The organism is Bacillus sp. TH30 (assembly GCF_016650875.1).
In the GTDB taxonomy this organism is placed as follows: domain Bacteria; phylum Bacillota; class Bacilli; order Bacillales; family Bacillaceae_G; genus Bacillus_A; species Bacillus_A mycoides.
The window spans coordinates 1,676,647-1,693,032 of sequence record NZ_JAEKEY010000002.1; the positions used below are offsets into that span (position 1 = coordinate 1,676,647).

At 36.7% G+C, this 16,386-nt stretch carries 14 protein-coding genes and 1 riboswitch; of the genes, 6 read left to right on the forward strand and 8 right to left on the reverse strand.

Annotation, left to right across the window (positions count from 1 at the left end; translation table 11 throughout):
* The first annotated feature begins 7 nt into the window (after nt 1-7).
* The gene (locus tag JFU20_RS10810) at nt 8-604 is read left to right on the forward strand and encodes an NDxxF motif lipoprotein (RefSeq protein ID WP_002166311.1); all 597 of its coding nucleotides are present in this window, start codon (nt 8-10) and stop codon (nt 602-604) included.
* 153 nt (nt 605-757) lie between these two features.
* Here the strand turns inward: JFU20_RS10810 and JFU20_RS10815 are convergent, their stop codons facing one another.
* Both JFU20_RS10815 and JFU20_RS10820 read right to left on the reverse strand, forming a co-directional pair.
* On the reverse strand, nt 758-1,111 hold the full coding sequence (locus tag JFU20_RS10815; RefSeq protein ID WP_002010854.1) for a YlbF/YmcA family competence regulator: 354 nt from the start codon (nt 1,109-1,111) through the stop codon (nt 758-760).
* 143 nt (nt 1,112-1,254) lie between these two features.
* Nucleotides 1,255-2,400, reverse strand: coding sequence for a DUF445 domain-containing protein (locus JFU20_RS10820; RefSeq protein WP_201038621.1), 1,146 nt, complete (start codon nt 2,398-2,400; stop codon nt 1,255-1,257).
* A gap of 125 nt (nt 2,401-2,525) precedes the next feature.
* On the opposite strand from JFU20_RS10820, the gene JFU20_RS10825 reads away from it, so the two are divergent.
* Nucleotides 2,526-3,578 (forward strand): YheC/YheD family protein, encoded by a 1,053-nt coding sequence (locus JFU20_RS10825; RefSeq protein ID WP_201038622.1) that lies wholly within the window; start codon nt 2,526-2,528, stop codon nt 3,576-3,578.
* A gap of 19 nt (nt 3,579-3,597) precedes the next feature.
* Complete coding sequence (locus JFU20_RS10830) at nt 3,598-5,058, forward strand: YheC/YheD family endospore coat-associated protein (protein ID WP_002010847.1); 1,461 nt, start codon at nt 3,598-3,600, stop codon at nt 5,056-5,058.
* 16 nt (nt 5,059-5,074) lie between these two features.
* Here JFU20_RS10830 and JFU20_RS10835 read toward each other — a convergent pair whose 3' ends face one another.
* Complete coding sequence (locus JFU20_RS10835) at nt 5,075-5,320, reverse strand: hypothetical protein (RefSeq protein WP_002087367.1); 246 nt, start codon at nt 5,318-5,320, stop codon at nt 5,075-5,077.
* 490 nt (nt 5,321-5,810) lie between these two features.
* On the opposite strand from JFU20_RS10835, the gene sasP reads away from it, so the two are divergent.
* A complete protein-coding gene (gene sasP, locus JFU20_RS10840; protein ID WP_000013349.1) occupies nt 5,811-6,014 on the forward strand; it encodes a small acid-soluble spore protein, SasP family in 204 nt (67 codons plus the stop codon).
* Between the two features lie 51 nt (nt 6,015-6,065).
* Here the strand turns inward: sasP and JFU20_RS10845 are convergent, their stop codons facing one another.
* The 5 genes from JFU20_RS10845 to JFU20_RS10865 all read right to left on the reverse strand — a co-directional run bounded on the left by JFU20_RS10845 (nt 6,066) and on the right by JFU20_RS10865 (nt 12,372).
* Complete coding sequence (locus JFU20_RS10845) at nt 6,066-6,800, reverse strand: amino acid ABC transporter ATP-binding protein (RefSeq protein ID WP_002010843.1); 735 nt, start codon at nt 6,798-6,800, stop codon at nt 6,066-6,068.
* Between the two features lie 28 nt (nt 6,801-6,828).
* Complete coding sequence (locus tag JFU20_RS10850; RefSeq protein ID WP_033706449.1) at nt 6,829-7,527, reverse strand: amino acid ABC transporter permease; 699 nt, start codon at nt 7,525-7,527, stop codon at nt 6,829-6,831.
* Nucleotides 7,514-8,311: an amino acid ABC transporter substrate-binding protein gene (locus JFU20_RS10855; protein ID WP_002030008.1), complete on the reverse strand. Its 798-nt coding sequence runs from the start codon at nt 8,309-8,311 to the stop codon at nt 7,514-7,516. Before JFU20_RS10855 ends, JFU20_RS10850 begins: the two co-directional genes overlap by 14 nt.
* A 303-nt stretch (nt 8,312-8,614) precedes the next feature.
* A complete protein-coding gene (locus JFU20_RS10860) occupies nt 8,615-10,615 on the reverse strand; it encodes an ABC transporter ATP-binding protein (protein ID WP_002140515.1) in 2,001 nt (666 codons plus the stop codon).
* Entirely contained in the window at nt 10,612-12,372 is a 1,761-nt protein-coding gene (locus tag JFU20_RS10865) for an ABC transporter ATP-binding protein (RefSeq protein ID WP_002010836.1), read from the reverse strand. The genes JFU20_RS10860 and JFU20_RS10865 overlap by 4 nt, the downstream gene beginning before the upstream one ends.
* Before the next feature lie 628 nt (nt 12,373-13,000).
* Between JFU20_RS10865 and gapN the strand changes: the two genes are divergently transcribed.
* Nucleotides 13,001-14,440: an NADP-dependent glyceraldehyde-3-phosphate dehydrogenase gene (gene gapN, locus JFU20_RS10870; protein WP_002010835.1), complete on the forward strand. Its 1,440-nt coding sequence runs from the start codon at nt 13,001-13,003 to the stop codon at nt 14,438-14,440.
* A 177-nt stretch (nt 14,441-14,617) separates the two neighbouring features.
* Nucleotides 14,618-14,799: riboswitch (Lysine riboswitch) on the forward strand.
* 146 nt (nt 14,800-14,945) lie between these two features.
* Nucleotides 14,946-16,370 carry an amino acid permease gene (locus JFU20_RS10875; RefSeq protein WP_002010833.1) on the forward strand — a complete coding sequence of 475 codons (1,425 nt, stop codon included), beginning with the start codon at nt 14,946-14,948 and terminating at the stop codon, nt 16,368-16,370.
* Nucleotides 16,371-16,386 lie beyond the last annotated feature (16 nt).

A 16,386-nucleotide genomic window follows, 5' to 3' on the forward strand; every position in this document is an offset into this window, starting at 1 on the left:
GATTAAAATGAAAAAATATACTTTATATCTACTCATGTTACTTACAATTTTATTTCTATCAGCTTGTTCAAATAGTGCACAACATAAGGAAGAAAACGATGTACAATCTATTAAAGATGTAACGATTAAAATTCCAGAAACTATATTCACTTCCTCAAAAAAGAATGAAACGATTAACGAAGACGAAATGAAACAAAATATAAAAACGTATTTAAATTATAGCGGAGAGTTATACGAAAACATCGTTCCACTTTCGTCAGCCATGTCTGACGAGAATGTCACTGAATCCGACCGAGAGAAATTAAAAAAACTAATAAATTTAGCGAAACAAAATGATGCGAATTTCCATGATTTTATTAGTAACAATACGATCCCTGATGATTACAAAAAACCTTCGAAAGAAATGTATGAATTCATTTCAGCATCTACGGCACTTTCAGTAGAACTAGAGCACGAATTAGACAAAATCGCGCAAGATGGTAACTTATTCAAAACTGATTTTTCTTTTACAAAACGCTTTGAGAAAGTTAATGGTAGGAAGCAAAAAGAAATTGAAAAGTTTTTGAAAGAAAAAAATATTAGAACTGAGTATTTCAACAAGTAATTATATATGTAAAAGAGAAATTGAAAGATACATCATATATTCCCGTCAAAAATAGTCACTAACACATGGCTATTTCGGCGGGGATTTTTTTGTGGAAGGACTATCAAATTCCCCACAAAAAAAACGCCCCCATACTAGGAGCGTCTTCCTTCATTACGCTTGTTGCGCATTATATAATTCTTCAAGTGGCTTCATGATGATTTTGTTAACGTCAGTGATAACGATGTTTAGGCGTTGCTCTGTTTCCATTAACTTTGTAATTTTAGCATCTTGTTGAATGCGAGCTACAACTTCTTGTGCTTTTTGGTTGTCTTCTTCAGTGATTTCTTGGCCTTGCATCATTTTTTGTTGTAAGCCAAGTTGCATCGTGCGGAACTCTTCGAATAAGTTCTTTGACTCTGCATCTCCTTGTACTGCTGCGTAGCTTGCTTTTAATGTTTGGAAATCTTCGTTTTCAGCGATTGTTTTTTGTAATTCATATGCAACATCATGAATGTTTTTTGTCATTTTATTTTTCCTCCTTTAGAAGGCTAGCGCTTTTCGCTCACACTGCCTTTTAAGTGCATTTACATACGCACCTCTTCTTACCATATCAAACTATGCATGAGATGGGAAGAAATTTCACTTTTATTTCTATACACCCATCTTTATTACTTAAGGAACAAGAGTAACAAGCCTTGAATAAATCCAATTGTCCCCCCTAATAACGCCCCTAAATATGTAATCATTTTTAACTCATTTTTTGTAATGGACAATACGAGATCTTCTAGTCTCTCTGTTGAAAATGTAGATACTTCCTGCTGGACAATTTCCGCAAGCTGTAGATTTCCCAATATACTTCCCACATTTTCTGTCCCCCACTTCAAGCCTTTCTCTACTACGCTAGGGACCACTTTTTCAACGATTGTTTCTCGAACTGGCTCACATACTTGCTGAACAGACTGATTTAAAAATCTACTCACTGTTTCCTCTACTTTAACCGCTGACAATATGGAGTTCACAATCATTTCTTTCTCTACGAACGTTTCTAATTCTTTTACGTCTCTTCCTTTTAACTTTTCCCACTCTTTTTGCAGTACATCAGTTAACAGACGCTCTGTTCCATCTTGTCCTAAAAACTTAATGACTTCCGGCTGCACGCGATCAACTAAACTTACATTCCCTAAAAACATACCAACTAAGTTAAGCAGCGTTCCCCTGGAAGCGAAAAAGTCATCAATCATTTTTGAAAGGCGTTCCTTTCCTTCTTCACTTTCCAAAAAGCTAATTCCTCTTTTTAAAATAAAAGATGCTACATTCGGAATCGCATTCTCTACTTTTTCATGAACAGAATGAGGTAACGCCTGTTCCCATGTATATGTATAGTACTCTGCTAAAAATGCATGAATTTTTTCTGTAATAACATGTTCGATTTTCCCGATCGCCTCTTCTTCTACATGTTCTAAATTCCATTTTTCTAACATATCCCGTAACGACTGTTCATTTGTAATTACTTTATCAACTTCCACTTGTGTCCAGCGAATTAAACTGGTTTGAAACTCTTTATTTGTTAGTTTTTTTCCGATTCCTTCTGGTGTTAACAAATGGTCTACAACCATTTTACCTAATTGAACAGCAAGCTCATCGCGGCGCTTCGGAATTAATCCTGGCGTAAATGGAACCTGAAACTTCCCAATATAAATCGGACGATGAGGACGAAATAACATTTTTATCGCTAAATGATTTGTGTATCCTCCAATAATTGCCCCGAGCCCTGTCGTTATTAACATATTTAACCATATATTCATCACAATCAACCTTTCACTTCTCCAAAACTATAGCATATCATCATACGGACAAAAGTATAATGGTATAAAAACGTATTTGCAATATATAGCTTCGCCTATAATGCAAACATCTTATTACTAAAGGAGTGATTTCGTTGGTTCTTGGTCTTTTAACTTCCGGGCTCCATCACGAGCAAACGTATTACACCGAAATCGCTAAGCGAGCTCGTCTTTATCATAACGTCGTTGCCCAATTCACACCGTTTAGCATTGATTCAAAGACAGATCTTGTTTCTGGTCTTATTTACGATACAGATACAGGAAATTGGATAGATCAAACCTTTCCCATTCCTTCATATATATATGATCGTTGTCATTTCAAAGAGGATGAGGAATTCCAACAAGCAAATGCGATTATTCATTCATTACACAAACGTTCTTCCACTACCTTTTTAAACAACACACTTATTAACCCAAGCGATTTACACAATCTTTTTCTTACTAATAAACGTCTTTCCCCTTACGTACCAAAAATAATAAAAGGAACAGTACAAGGAATTTTTAAATTACTACTAGAAACAAGAGATATTATTATAAGACCAATCAATATACACTCCAATGAAAATTTATATCGGGCCACTTACAAAAATAAAACATTTCATATCGATACAATAAATGAACAACATCATACTTCTATTCAATTCAAACGAACAGATAAATTTATATCATGGTGCAAATCGAACATACACTCATTCCGTTATATGATTCATCCAATGTTACAACCTCCAAATCAACTATCATATCCGATTCATATTCGAACCATTATGCAAAAAAATAAAGAACAGAATTGGAAAGTGCTCGGTCAATTTATACAAAAATCTTCATTCCCAGCACAATTTTTACTTTCAGCAACAGAACGTTCTATGTTACATCCATTTTCTAAAATTAAATATTTACTTTCTCCAACTGGCGTTCAATTATTAAAAGATGCTTTACATGATGTTGTAAATGAAGTGTTTAAAACACTCGATCAGTCCTATTCTTCATTATTTGAACTAGAGCTTTCTACCATTATGGATCAAAAAGGTGCCATTTGGCTTATGTACGTCAATACGATGCCATCTTACGATGTTTATACTAGGTACAACGACGAACTGGCTGAACAAATTTTTCATGGTCCATTAAAGTTTAGCCGATTTACACCATAACGAAAGGAGGAAATCCCCGTTGAAAGAGCACATATATACATTAAGTATTTCAGATGAGCATCCAAATAGTATTACTTTACCTTACGTTTTTTCTATTACACCACCAATTACATCCTTTTTCTTTGGCTTACGTTATATTACATGTGAGAATATTAAAATTCATTATTCATTCACGCGAGAAATTATTATTGGCGAACAGATTGCAGCCGATCTTTTACTACCGCATTCAGCAACAATCCATGCCTTCTTACACAATCAAACCATTGTTTTCGGCCCATTAATCGGGATTTTCACAACTGGCTTTAACGATGATTCTAATTCTCCTTTAGGAAGTCGTTCCATCTCTCTCAGTGAGTTATTAACACCACCATTCACATTGCAGCCATTTGTATTTGTCTTTGGCATTCAACATATAAACTGGGAAGAGGAAACAATTGAAGGGTACTTCTTTCAAGAAGGAAAATGGGTAAAAAACAAAGTCCCTTTACCAAATGTCATTTACGACCGATTACCAAATCGGCAAGCAGAAAATTACAAACCTATCGTAAGAGCAAAAAAACGTTTAGAAAGCGACTATGCGATTCCGTGGTTTAATCCGGGATTTTTCAATAAATGGGAAGTGCATCAACTTTTAATGAAAGAAGATTCAATTAAACCATTCTTACCAAATACAGAAGTATTTCAACATTTTGAACAAGTAGAACGACTTCTCGGTACGTATAAGTACATTTATATGAAACCAATACACGGTAGCTTCGGAAGAAATATTCATCAAATACTCTATTCTCAAACTGATAATTGCTACTATTGTCGTTATCGTGAAAATGAACAAAACAAACTAAGAAAGTATCAATCATTAGAAGCCCTTCTTAACCATGTGTTAAAAGGACATGATTTAAAAAAGTTTATCGTACAACAAGGTATCTCACTGCTCCGATTCGAAGGGCAACCCGTCGATTTTCGCATTCATACAAATAAAAACCATTTTGGTAATTGGGTAGTCAGTGCAATCGTCGCAAAAATCGCCGGCAAAGGTAGCTTAACAACTCATGTAAATAGCGGCGGTGATACGAAATTACTTCAGGAACTATTTCCTGATTCAACAAAGCAAGTTCAAATTGAAAATAAACTAAAACAAACAGCCTTACAAATCAGTTATGCACTTGATGGGCAAGTAACCGGGAACATTGGAGAAATTGGTTTTGACATTGGTTTAGACACCACGGAAAACCCGTGGCTATTTGAAGCAAATTCTAAACCGGGGCGAACTGTATTCCAAGATGAAAAGTTAAAAGAACAAAGTGAACTTACGCGCCAATTATTTTATGAATATGCCATCTATTTAACTGAACACTCTTTGCGCGACACGAAAGAAAAAATGTCACAAATAAAATCAGGTCCTTCGTCACATACCGAAAACATCCCTTCCCCTATGATTAACTCACAAATACAAAAACAAAAACTTCCACCTCCTTCATAAGGTGGAAGTTTTTTATTTAAACGAGCTTCACTACAACTTCTGTTTCCACATTACATACTCCGCAATAAAAAACATGATTGCAATACTCCTGTGAATTATTATGTGTTAAACCGTCTACTGCACTTAATAATTCTTGATCCATATATGCACTGTAATCGTCTATGTAATCTACAGTTTTCCCATAATCTTGGAGTATACCTTGGCAATTTTGACAAGAATATGTTTGTGATTCTAGCGCGTTGCAAAGCGGGCAAATTCCCATCATGATTCCTCCATACGTTATCGTTTAAAAACAATTAAAAAGCCCTTTTTTTAGATTGAAGAGAGCATCTAGCCGTGCATAGACGCGGTCAGTTCCTTTTTCTGCCCCATCCTGGGTTAAAACAGAACTATGTAGTTGCTCCCGATTTAATTTTCATTTTACTAAACTGGAATTTGTCTCACTTTAACAAATCATAAGTTAAGTAAGCCAAGCTGGTTATACAAAGAAAAAAACGCATATGATTTCGCTCTTAGTTTAGCCTTCTTTCTTAAAAATACAACGATTACTCTTATTTCATAATTTACGAAATGATGAAATATTTTTTACAAAATTTACAAATTATTTTTTTGTATATCTTTCTAGGTAACATCCATACTATGAGTACAAACTTAATTACCGATGGATTAGCGCCAAACGGGGCGATAATCTGGTTCAAATCCAGCTAGTCCAACCAAAAAAATTTTTATAACTCTAAGGAGGATATATTCCTATGGCAAACCAAAGTTCTTACAATCAATTAGTAGTACCAGGTGCAACAGCAGCAATCGATCAAATGAAGTACGAAATCGCTCAAGAATTTGGTGTACAATTAGGAGCAGATTCTACGGCTCGCGCTAACGGTTCTGTTGGTGGAGAAATTACAAAACGTTTAGTTGCAATGGCTGAGCAAAGCCTTGGCGGATTCCAAAAATAAATATATATGGCAAAAAGGTCTCAGGGCATATGCCCTGAGACCTTCCTTAATTTACTGCAACATTTGTAAAAACTTCTTCGTTCGTTCTTCTTTTGGATTTGTAAATACATCTTCCGGTGTACCTTGTTCGACAACGACACCGCCATCCATGAAAATAACACGGTTCGCAATTTGATGAGCAAAGCGCATTTCATGCGTTACAATGACCATCGTCATTCCTTCTTTAGCAAGTTCTTTCATAACCTTTAAAACTTCTTGAACTAGCTCAGGATCAAGTGCTGACGTTGGCTCATCAAATAGTAAAACTTCCGGCTCCATCGCAAGCGCACGAGCGATTCCAACGCGCTGTTGTTGTCCACCTGATAATTGGAACGGATATAAGTCTACTTTATCCGCAAGACCAACTTTTTCAAGGAAATAGTTTGCTTTTTTCTTCGCTTCTTCTTTCCCCATCTTTTTCACTGTAACGAGCCCTTCCATTACATTGTGAATTGCTGTTAAATGAGGAAATAGATTATGGTGTTGGAATACCATACCTGTTTGCGTACGAAGATTTACAATATCTTTCTTCGATACTTTTTGAGAGAAATCGAGCTCTTTATTGCCGATGCGAATGTTACCAGCGTTCGGCGTTTCTAACACGTTGAGACAACGTAAGAATGTCGTTTTACCAGATCCAGATGGCCCGATAATAACAACCACTTCGCCCTTCTCAACTGATAAGTCTATATGTTTTAATACGGTATTATCTCCGAAACTTTTTTGTAAATGTTGAATTGAAATCATAAAAACAAAAACTCCTTTTATGAAAGGGTTATTTTAGAGTATAACGTTCTGAACGTTTTTCTAATATTTGTTGCACGATAGATAATAAGAAGCAAATTACCCAATAAATTAGACCTGCTTCAAAATAAACAATTAAAAACTCATAGTTCATTGCCGCAATTTCCTGCGCTTTTCGGAACATTTCTGTTACTAAAATTAACGACGCTAATGACGTATCCTTCACTAAACTAATAAATGTATTCGAAAGCGGCGGAATTGATACGCGTGTTGCTTGTGGTAAAATAACACGTTTTAACGCTTGCGGGTATGTCATCCCAATTGTGTAAGCTGCTTCCCACTGTCCTTTCGGGATTGAAAGGATAGAAGCACGAATAATTTCAGATGCATACGCACCTACATTTAATGAAAATCCAATAACTGCTGCTGTATATGGCTCAACTTCAATATTAAGAGTTGGAAGACCATAGAAAATAATAAATAACTGTACAAGAAGTGGCGTTCCGCGAATGATAGATACATAGATACGAGCAATCCATTGTAAAATACGACTACCTGAAATACGTGCGAGCGCTGTTAACGTCGCAAGTATAATACCGATAATAAATGTAATAAGCGTTAACGGAATTGTCGTAAAGACAGCTTCCTTCAGCATAGGCGCGAAGGAAGTCTGCATAATATCTATCCAAGTAGACAATCGATCTGACATCAATGCGCTACTTAGATACATTTTCACCGAACCATTTTTTCGTTATTTTATCGTACGTACCATCTTTTTTCATATCTTCTAACGCTTTATTTACTTCTTGTACAAGTTTGTCGCTACCTTTACGGAATAAGAATCCACTTTGTGACGCTTCTTTTTCTGTATCTACAATTTTAATTTTTGCATCTTTTTTCGTTTCTAAATAGTTTAACACTGATAATTTATCATTGATTGTGAAATCAACGCGGCCAGAACTTAATAATTCTGCTGCTTGGCTAAATCCTTCTACACCTGTGATTTCCGCACCATTTTTCTTAGCAATATCTGCGTAGTTACTTGTTAAAGATTGTGCTGCTTTTAATCCTTTTACGTCAGCAAATGTAGCAGGTTTATCTTTATCTTTCGCAATAACTAATGCTGCTGAAGAAGAAATATATGGACTAGAGAAGTCATATTTCTTTTGGCGATCTTCACGAATACCAACTTCGTTCGCAACCATGTCGAAACGTTTTGCATCTATTCCTGCAAGTAAGCTATCCCATTGTGTTTCTTTAAATACAGGCTTTACACCTAAACGTTTTGCAACTTCTTCTGCTAATTCAACGTCAAACCCAGTTAATTTATCGTTTGTATCGTGGAACGTAAATGGTGGATATGTACCTTCTGTACCAATTACAAGCTCACCGCTTTGTTTTATCTTCTGTAATGCATCTTGATTAGCTGTATCTTTTTTCTCTTCTTTACCGCAGCCCGCTACAATCCCAATCGCTAATGTAGTTACTGCAAGCACTGAAAATAATTTTTTCATGATAGTAGTCCTCCAAGTATTCTGATAGGAATTTAAAAACTATATTGATTGTATGCAATTTCGAACAATTTTTCAATGAAAATGTTCTTATTTAGTTTAACCTTTTTCTTCATAATCAAACAAAATGGAAAAATAGCGCTACATACAAAAAATAAGTAACATTTTTTAATATAGCATTTATAAAGAAAAAGGTAAAACAATACCTACTTATTTATAAGTTTTTCAGCCGGTGAAATATATTAACTTCTAAGCGGACAATCCGATCAAAAAAGAACTTGCGAAAATCGCAAGTTCTTCTAAAAATTAAGCACTCTGGTTTCCTTCCATTTGCGTTTTATACATATCGTAATAACGCCCGCGCTTTTTCATTAATTCATCATGGGAACCTTTTTCCAAAATCGTTCCTCTATCAAGCACAATAATTTGATCAGCGCTCTTAATTGTTGAAAGACGATGAGCGATAATAAACGTCGTTCGTCCTTTCTTCACAACTTCTAGCGCTTGTTGAATCATCGCTTCTGTTTCTGTATCAATACTGGAAGTCGCTTCATCTAAAATTAAAATAGCAGGATCAAAAGCAAGTGCCCTAGCAAACGATATAAGCTGACGTTCTCCGGTTGAAAGTGTACTTCCTTTCTCCGTAATTTTTTCATCTATATTGTTCGCAAACCTTTCCGCACCAACATCACGTAACGCCTTTACGATGCGATCTTTTGAAATTTTTTCATTTTCTAAGCTTACATTGGATGCCACTGTCCCGCTAAATAAAAACGGATCTTGCAATACAATTCCCATATGTTCACGTGTTGCTTGTTTCGGCATCTCTGTTACATCGTGACCATCAATCGTAAGCTTCCCTTTTTGAAATTCATAAAACTGAAAGAGCACATTCATAATGGAACTTTTTCCTGATCCAGTATGACCGACAAGTGCCACTGTCTCCCCTTGTTTCGCTTCAAAAGAAATATTTTTTAATACTTCATCTTTTCCATTGTAAGAAAACGAAACATTATCGAATTTCACATTTCCGGTTAAGCGAGGCATACGTTCTTCTTCTACTGCCTCTCCCTTTTCCTCTAGCAATTCAAAGACGCGCTCTGATGCAACACGCGATTGCTCTAAGTTAGCCAGTTGGTTCACCATGTTCGTAATTGGCGAGAACAATCTCGTTAAATAATCGACGAAAGCATACAGTATCCCTAGAGAAAGGAGGCCAGAAGCACTTAATGAAGCACCACCGAAATACCAAATTACACCTGTAAAAGCGATGTTTCTTAATACAGACACTAAGTTATGCGAAGTTGCTGCATTTAAATTTAAAATTTTATTTTGATATTTAAAATAATCACCATTTAACTCTTCAAATTCCTTCTTCGTTTCATGTTCTTGACGAAATGCTTGAATAATTGGCATCCCTTGAATTGATTCATTCACTGTTCCGTTAATATCCGATAAACGCGAACGCATTTTATGATTGTATACAGACGCATACTTTCTATACATAATCGCCCAAACAATTAAAATTGGGATGATGAGTAAGCATAGTGCCGCCAGTTTTACATCAAGTAAAAATAGCGCAGCGAAAATCCCGATAATATAGATGATACTAGAGACGAATGTCGCAAGCACTGTTACATATAAATCACGAATCGCTTCTGTATCATTCGTTACACGCGATACAATTTTCCCTGCTGGTAAATGGTCAAAATAACGAATTGGCAACGTTTGAATATGGGAAAAGACGTCTTCCCTCATAATTTGAATAATTTTGTTTGCCGCCTTCTGTAAGAAGAACTGCTTTCCGTATGCAAATAATGATACGACTACTAATAAAGCGAAATATCCACCGCCAAGTAGTAATAACCTATTTATTTCTGGTTTATAAAACGCAAATACTTCTTCTTTCGTTAAGGCTTTCGATTTATACACTTGCACTGCCTTACCACTTTGTACTGTAAGCACATCACCCTTAACAGAACGAGTTCCTTCAAGCGTTATTTTATTCGGTACAAAATAGTACTGAAAACCAACTTGAATCACTCGGACTTCTTTCCCTTTTTGCTCACCTTGTTCAAAGCGATCACTTCGCTTATAAAAGGCGCCATTATATGAAACAGCATCCTCACTCTTTTCTGTTTCATACCAGGGTCTCTCTATTCCAACGATATGCTCATCGATCATCGTTTTTGCGACGAAAGGACCCGCGAGTTCTGCAATAACGAAAACAAATAGCATCGCCATCGCTGCAAAAATCGGCCCTTTTACTTTCATCGCGTATTGAAACAATCGTTTTGAAACACTCATATTTTCACCCCACTATCCGTACTTTCACTTTCACCTTGTTGTCTTTCGAACTGCTCTGCATACCAGCCCCCATTTCGAACGAGCGCTTCATGCGAACCTTCTTCAATAACCTCACCGTTATCCATAACGAGAATCCAATCAGCATGCTGCACTGCTGACAAACGATGCGTTGTTATAATCGTCGTCTTCCCGCTTCTTTCTGTTCGTATATTTTCAATAATTGCTGCTTCCGTACGAGCATCAACAGCTGATAAAGAATCGTCCAAAATTAAAATTTCCGGATTTTGAATAACAGCCCTTGCAATTGAAATCCTTTGCTTTTGCCCACCTGATAAAGAAACACCTTTCTCCCCAACAAGCGTTTCTAAACCTTCCGGTAAAAACTCTAAATCTTTTTTAAACGCAGCTATTTCAATCGCTTTTTCAAGCTCTTCTTCAGTCGCTTCTCTATTTCCAAATAAAATATTTTCCTTCGCTGTTTTTGAGAATAAAATGTGTTCCTGAGGTACATACCCAATCCAGCCAAGTACGTTATCATTCGGAATTTTATCTAGCTTCACATCAGAAACTGCAATATCCCCTTCTCCAAGTGGATATTGACGAAGAAGCTGACGAACGAGCGTCGTTTTCCCGCTTCCTGTCTTCCCAACAACTCCAAGTGTCTCTCCTTGTTTTAAAGAGAACGAAACATTTTTCAAATTCGTTTCATTTGATGAAGGATATGAAAAAGTAACGTTATCAAACTGAATGTAATCTGGCTCTTGTACAACCTTTGGATCTTTCGGATTCTTTACATCCGGTTCATAAGCTAACGTTTCATTTACACGGTCGAGCGACGCATTTCCTCTTTGCATAACATTAATCAATTCACCAATTGCAAACATCGGCCAAATCATCATCCCTAAATAGACGTTAAAAGAAACGAGCTCACCAAGTGTCACCTTTGATTGGAATACGAGATATGCACCGTACACTAAACCAATTAAATAGCTAAGACCGACGAGCATTTTTACAGTTGGCTGGAATAATGCATCGATTCTTGCTACTCTCATATTTTTCTCGTATACGTCATCTCCTAAATGATGAAACCTTTCTTGATCAGCGTTCTCCTGTACATACGCACGAATAACGCGTACACCCGCAATTGATTCAAGTACTTTATCGTTCATATCCCCGAACGCATCTTGCGCGACTGTAAATCTTTCATGCAACTTCTTTCCGTATCTATTCATCGCATACGCCATAATCGGAAGCGGTATAAGCGCAGCAAATGTTAACTGCCAACTAATTGAAAAGCCCATCATACAAACGATTGTAAGCATATATAGACTAGAATCAACGAGCGTTAATATACCAAAACCAGCTGTCATGGAGATTGCTTTTAAATCATTTGTCGCTCTCGCCATTAAATCGCCAGTACGATTTTTTTGATAAAACGTCGGTGTCATCTTAAGTAAATGCCCCATAAATTTTGAACGCATCGTTTTCTCAAGTACGAACGCACCGCCAAATAGTTGGTGCTGCCAAATGAAAGTAAGCACATACCCACCAATCGTTACCCCAAGTAAAATAAAAATATATTGCATAATCGCCTCATTCGTTAAGGCTCCCGTTTTAATATTATCAATTGTAATTCCTAACACTTTCGGTGGAATTACCTCTATCACGTTTACAATTAAAAGTACCCCAATTGCGATACTATACCTTTTCCAATGCTCTCTAAAAAACCAGCTTAACTTTAGTAATACTGAAAACAATATAACCTCCCCTTTCTCGTTCCCGTTTGATTCACATTTCTTTACCCGCTATCCAAACCCATCACATTTACATTTCGTAAGCCATACAATTTCATCACATTTTTCCACCTTCCAAATTCTAATTTTTTATAGTAACAAGGAAAACAAACAAAAAAAAGCATACCGCCGCTTGACGATATGCAATAGAATGCATAAAAGCGTACGTTACGATATACGCAACGTACGCTTCTCATAAGACAAAAAGGTCCTATATATCCGCACGGGTTGCGTAATGATATGAATGTTTTCCGCCATTTAACAGAGCTAACCCCATTACATTTACGATTACAATCATTACGCACACCCCCTTCATTTATTTTCCATTTATAATCTTACAACTTTATTGAGTATTCTGTCAATTATTTTTTTCGCTTTAGAATAAAATAATCTTTTATCACAAAAAATAAAAGTGATGCATTCTACTTATAATTCAGTTTGAAATAAGAGAATCTTCTGTAAGAAAGGGCATACAAAACAAAAAAATAGTAAGAAATCGTTTTCACAAACATTTCATTTGAAAAATATTATCAAACCACCTACAATCACCTTATACTCACTCTTACAAGTTGCTATTTTAGGAGGACTAATCATGACAACTAGCAATACGTACAAATTTTATTTAAACGGAGAATGGAGAGAAAGCTCTTCAGGTCAAACAATCGACATTCCATCTCCATACTTACACGAAGTAATTGGGCAAGTACAAGCAATTACTCAAGGAGAAGTAGATGAAGCAATTGCATCTGCAAAAGAAGCTCAAAAATCATGGGCTGAAGCTTCTCTACAAGATCGCGCAAAATATTTATATAAATGGGCTGATGAGCTCGTAAATATGCAAGATGAAATTGCCGATATCATTATGAAAGAAGTCGGTAAAGGCTATAAAGATGCGCAAAAAGAAGTCGTTCGTACAGCTGACTTAATTCGTTACACAGTTGACGAAGCACTTCACATGCACGGTGAAAGCATGATGGGTGATAGCTTCCCTGGTGGATCTAAATCTAAACTTGCGATTATTCAGCGCGCACCACTTGGTGTTGTATTAGCAATTGCACCATTTAACTACCCAGTAAACTTATCTGCTGCAAAACTTGCACCAGCACTTATTATGGGTAACGCTGTTATCTTCAAACCAGCAACTCAAGGTGCAATTAGCGGTGTTAAAATGGTTGAAGCACTTCATAAAGCAGGCCTACCAAAAGGTCTTGTAAACGTAGCTACAGGACGCGGTTCTGTAATTGGTGACTACTTAGTAGAACATCCTGGCGTAAATATGGTATCGTTCACAGGTGGTACAAATACAGGTAAACATTTAGCGAAAAAAGCTGCGATGATTCCACTTGTATTAGAACTTGGTGGTAAAGATCCTGGTATCGTTTGTGAAGATGCAGACTTACAAGAAGCTGCAAAGCATATCGTAAGCGGTGCATTCTCTTACTCAGGTCAACGTTGTACAGCTATTAAGCGTGTACTTGTACATGAAAATGTAGCAGACGAACTAGCTGGTTTATTAAAAGAGCAAGTAGCTGAACTATCAGTTGGATCTCCAGAACAAAACAGCACAATCGTTCCATTAATCGACGACAAATCTGCTGACTTCGTTCAAGGTTTAATTGACGATGCTGCTGAAAAAGGTGCAACAATCGTTATCGGTAACAAACGTGAGCGCAACCTAATTTATCCAACATTAATCGACAACGTAACAGAAGAAATGAAAGTTGCTTGGGAAGAGCCATTTGGCCCAATCCTTCCAATCATCCGTGTTTCTTCTGACGAACAAGCGATTGAAATTGCTAACAAATCAGAGTTCGGTCTGCAAGCAAGTGTCTTCACAAAAGATATTAACAAAGCATTTGCAATTGCTAACAAAATCGACACTGGTTCTGTTCAAATTAACGGACGCACAGAGCGCGGCCCTGACCACTTCCCATTCATCGGTGTAAAAGGTTCAGGTATGGGCGCACAAGGTATTCGTAAGAGCCTTGAGTCTATGACTCGTCAAAAAGTAACTGTATTAAACTTAGTTTAATCTTATATGTAGCAGCTGATTTAATATTTAGGTCAGCTGCTTTTTAGTTAAAACCCTCCGGGACCTAATAACGAATTCTTCTCTATAATCTGATTATTACTATATCCATTGACGTATAAAAATACATTTGTTACTCTTAAACATGTTAATTTAATACATAAATCCTCATTCGTATCTCGGTGAGGTAGAGGTTGCAGTCATTAAGAGTATCATTTCAGGAGATGTAGTGGCATTGATGAAGAAATGAGAAAGGAATGATTGCCGAAGTAAGTCGTGTCCACCATACACGCTTGCTGGGTCTGCATTTAATAAGTGCAGAACTGTCACAAACGTTTCGTTTGTGGAGAGCTATCGAGAGGTATGTCGTGGGTTTCTTATAAGATAGAAAGCATGTAACGGCAAATTACGTGCTTTTTTTGTTTTGTTTGGACCTTCTCTTCCTTATCAGGAAGACATACATATCTCCTCGCTTGACTTGGTTATACTAACTTTGGAGGTATTTTCTATGCAACAAAAAAAATGGGGCTTTTGGGTACTAACAGCTTTCGTTGTCGGTAACATGGTTGGCGCTGGTATTTTCATGGTACCAAGTACGTTGGCACAAACAGCTAGCCCACTCGGTGTCACTTTAGCTTGGTTAACAACAGGGTTTGGTGTTTTAATGCTAGCTCTTGTTTTCGGTAATTTAGCAATTCGTCGTCCTGATTTAACGACAGGACCACAAAGTCATGCATATGCTTTATTCTCAACACCAAAAAGAAAGAAAATGGCTGGTTTCAGCATGGTATGGGGATATTGGGTTGCAAACTGGGCAAGTAACGTTGCCATTATTACATCTTTCGCGGGATATTTATCGCTCTTCTTCCCAATTATGAAAGATACACGACTACTATTTTCAATTGGCTCTTTCAATATAGAAGTTGGAAAACTAATTACATTTACTATTTGTTCCATCTTACTTTGGGGAACACATTTAATTTTAACAAACGGTGTAAGCGGAGCTGGGAAGCTAAACTTCTTAGCAACAACAACGAAAGTGACTGGATTCCTTCTATTCATCGTCGTTACGTTATTTGCGTTCGAAGCTTCAAAATTTGGACAATGGTACACACCAATGATCGATAAAGAAGGCGTATCACACGGTCTACTTTCACAAGTAAACTTAGCTGCTCTTACAACACTTTGGGCATTTATCGGGATTGAATCAGCCGTTCTTTTATCAAACCGAGCTACCTCTCCAAAAACGGTAAAACGCGCAACTGTTGCAGGATTACTTATCACAGTTGCAATTTACTTAGGAATTACAATTTTAACAATGGGTGTACTTCACGTTGATAAATTACAAGCTTCTGAACGTCCATTAGCAGATGCATTAAACGCTGCAATGGGTCATGGCGGCGGGAAACTTATGGCATTACTTGCTCTTACTTCCCTATTCGGTTCAATATTAGGCTGGATTTTATTAAGCTCAGAAGTACCTTATCAAGCAGCAAAAGAAGGTTTCTTCCCTTCCTTCTTCGCAAAAACGAATAAAAAAGGAAGTCCAATTCATTCACTACGATTAACAAACATTATGTCGCAAGTGTTCTTATTCTCAACATTATCAGGTACAATTGCGGAAGCTTATACATTCGTTATTACCGTATCAACACTGGCCTACCTCATTCCATATCTCGTTTCACCAATCTTCCAGTTAAAACTAGTCGCAACTGGTGAAACATATAAGAATGAAATGGGTTCAAGAATTATGGATGGTGTAGTTGCAGTTATCGCACTTTGCTATGCACTATGGGTTATTAAAACCGGCGCATCCGATATAAAAACATTTCTTCTCGGAATTGGTTTATTCGGGATTGGCTTTGCCTTCTATCCATTAATGAATCGTGATCAGAAAAAAAATAAAGAAAAGAAAAACGAGCAAGTTGCGTAACGCAATTTGCTCGTTT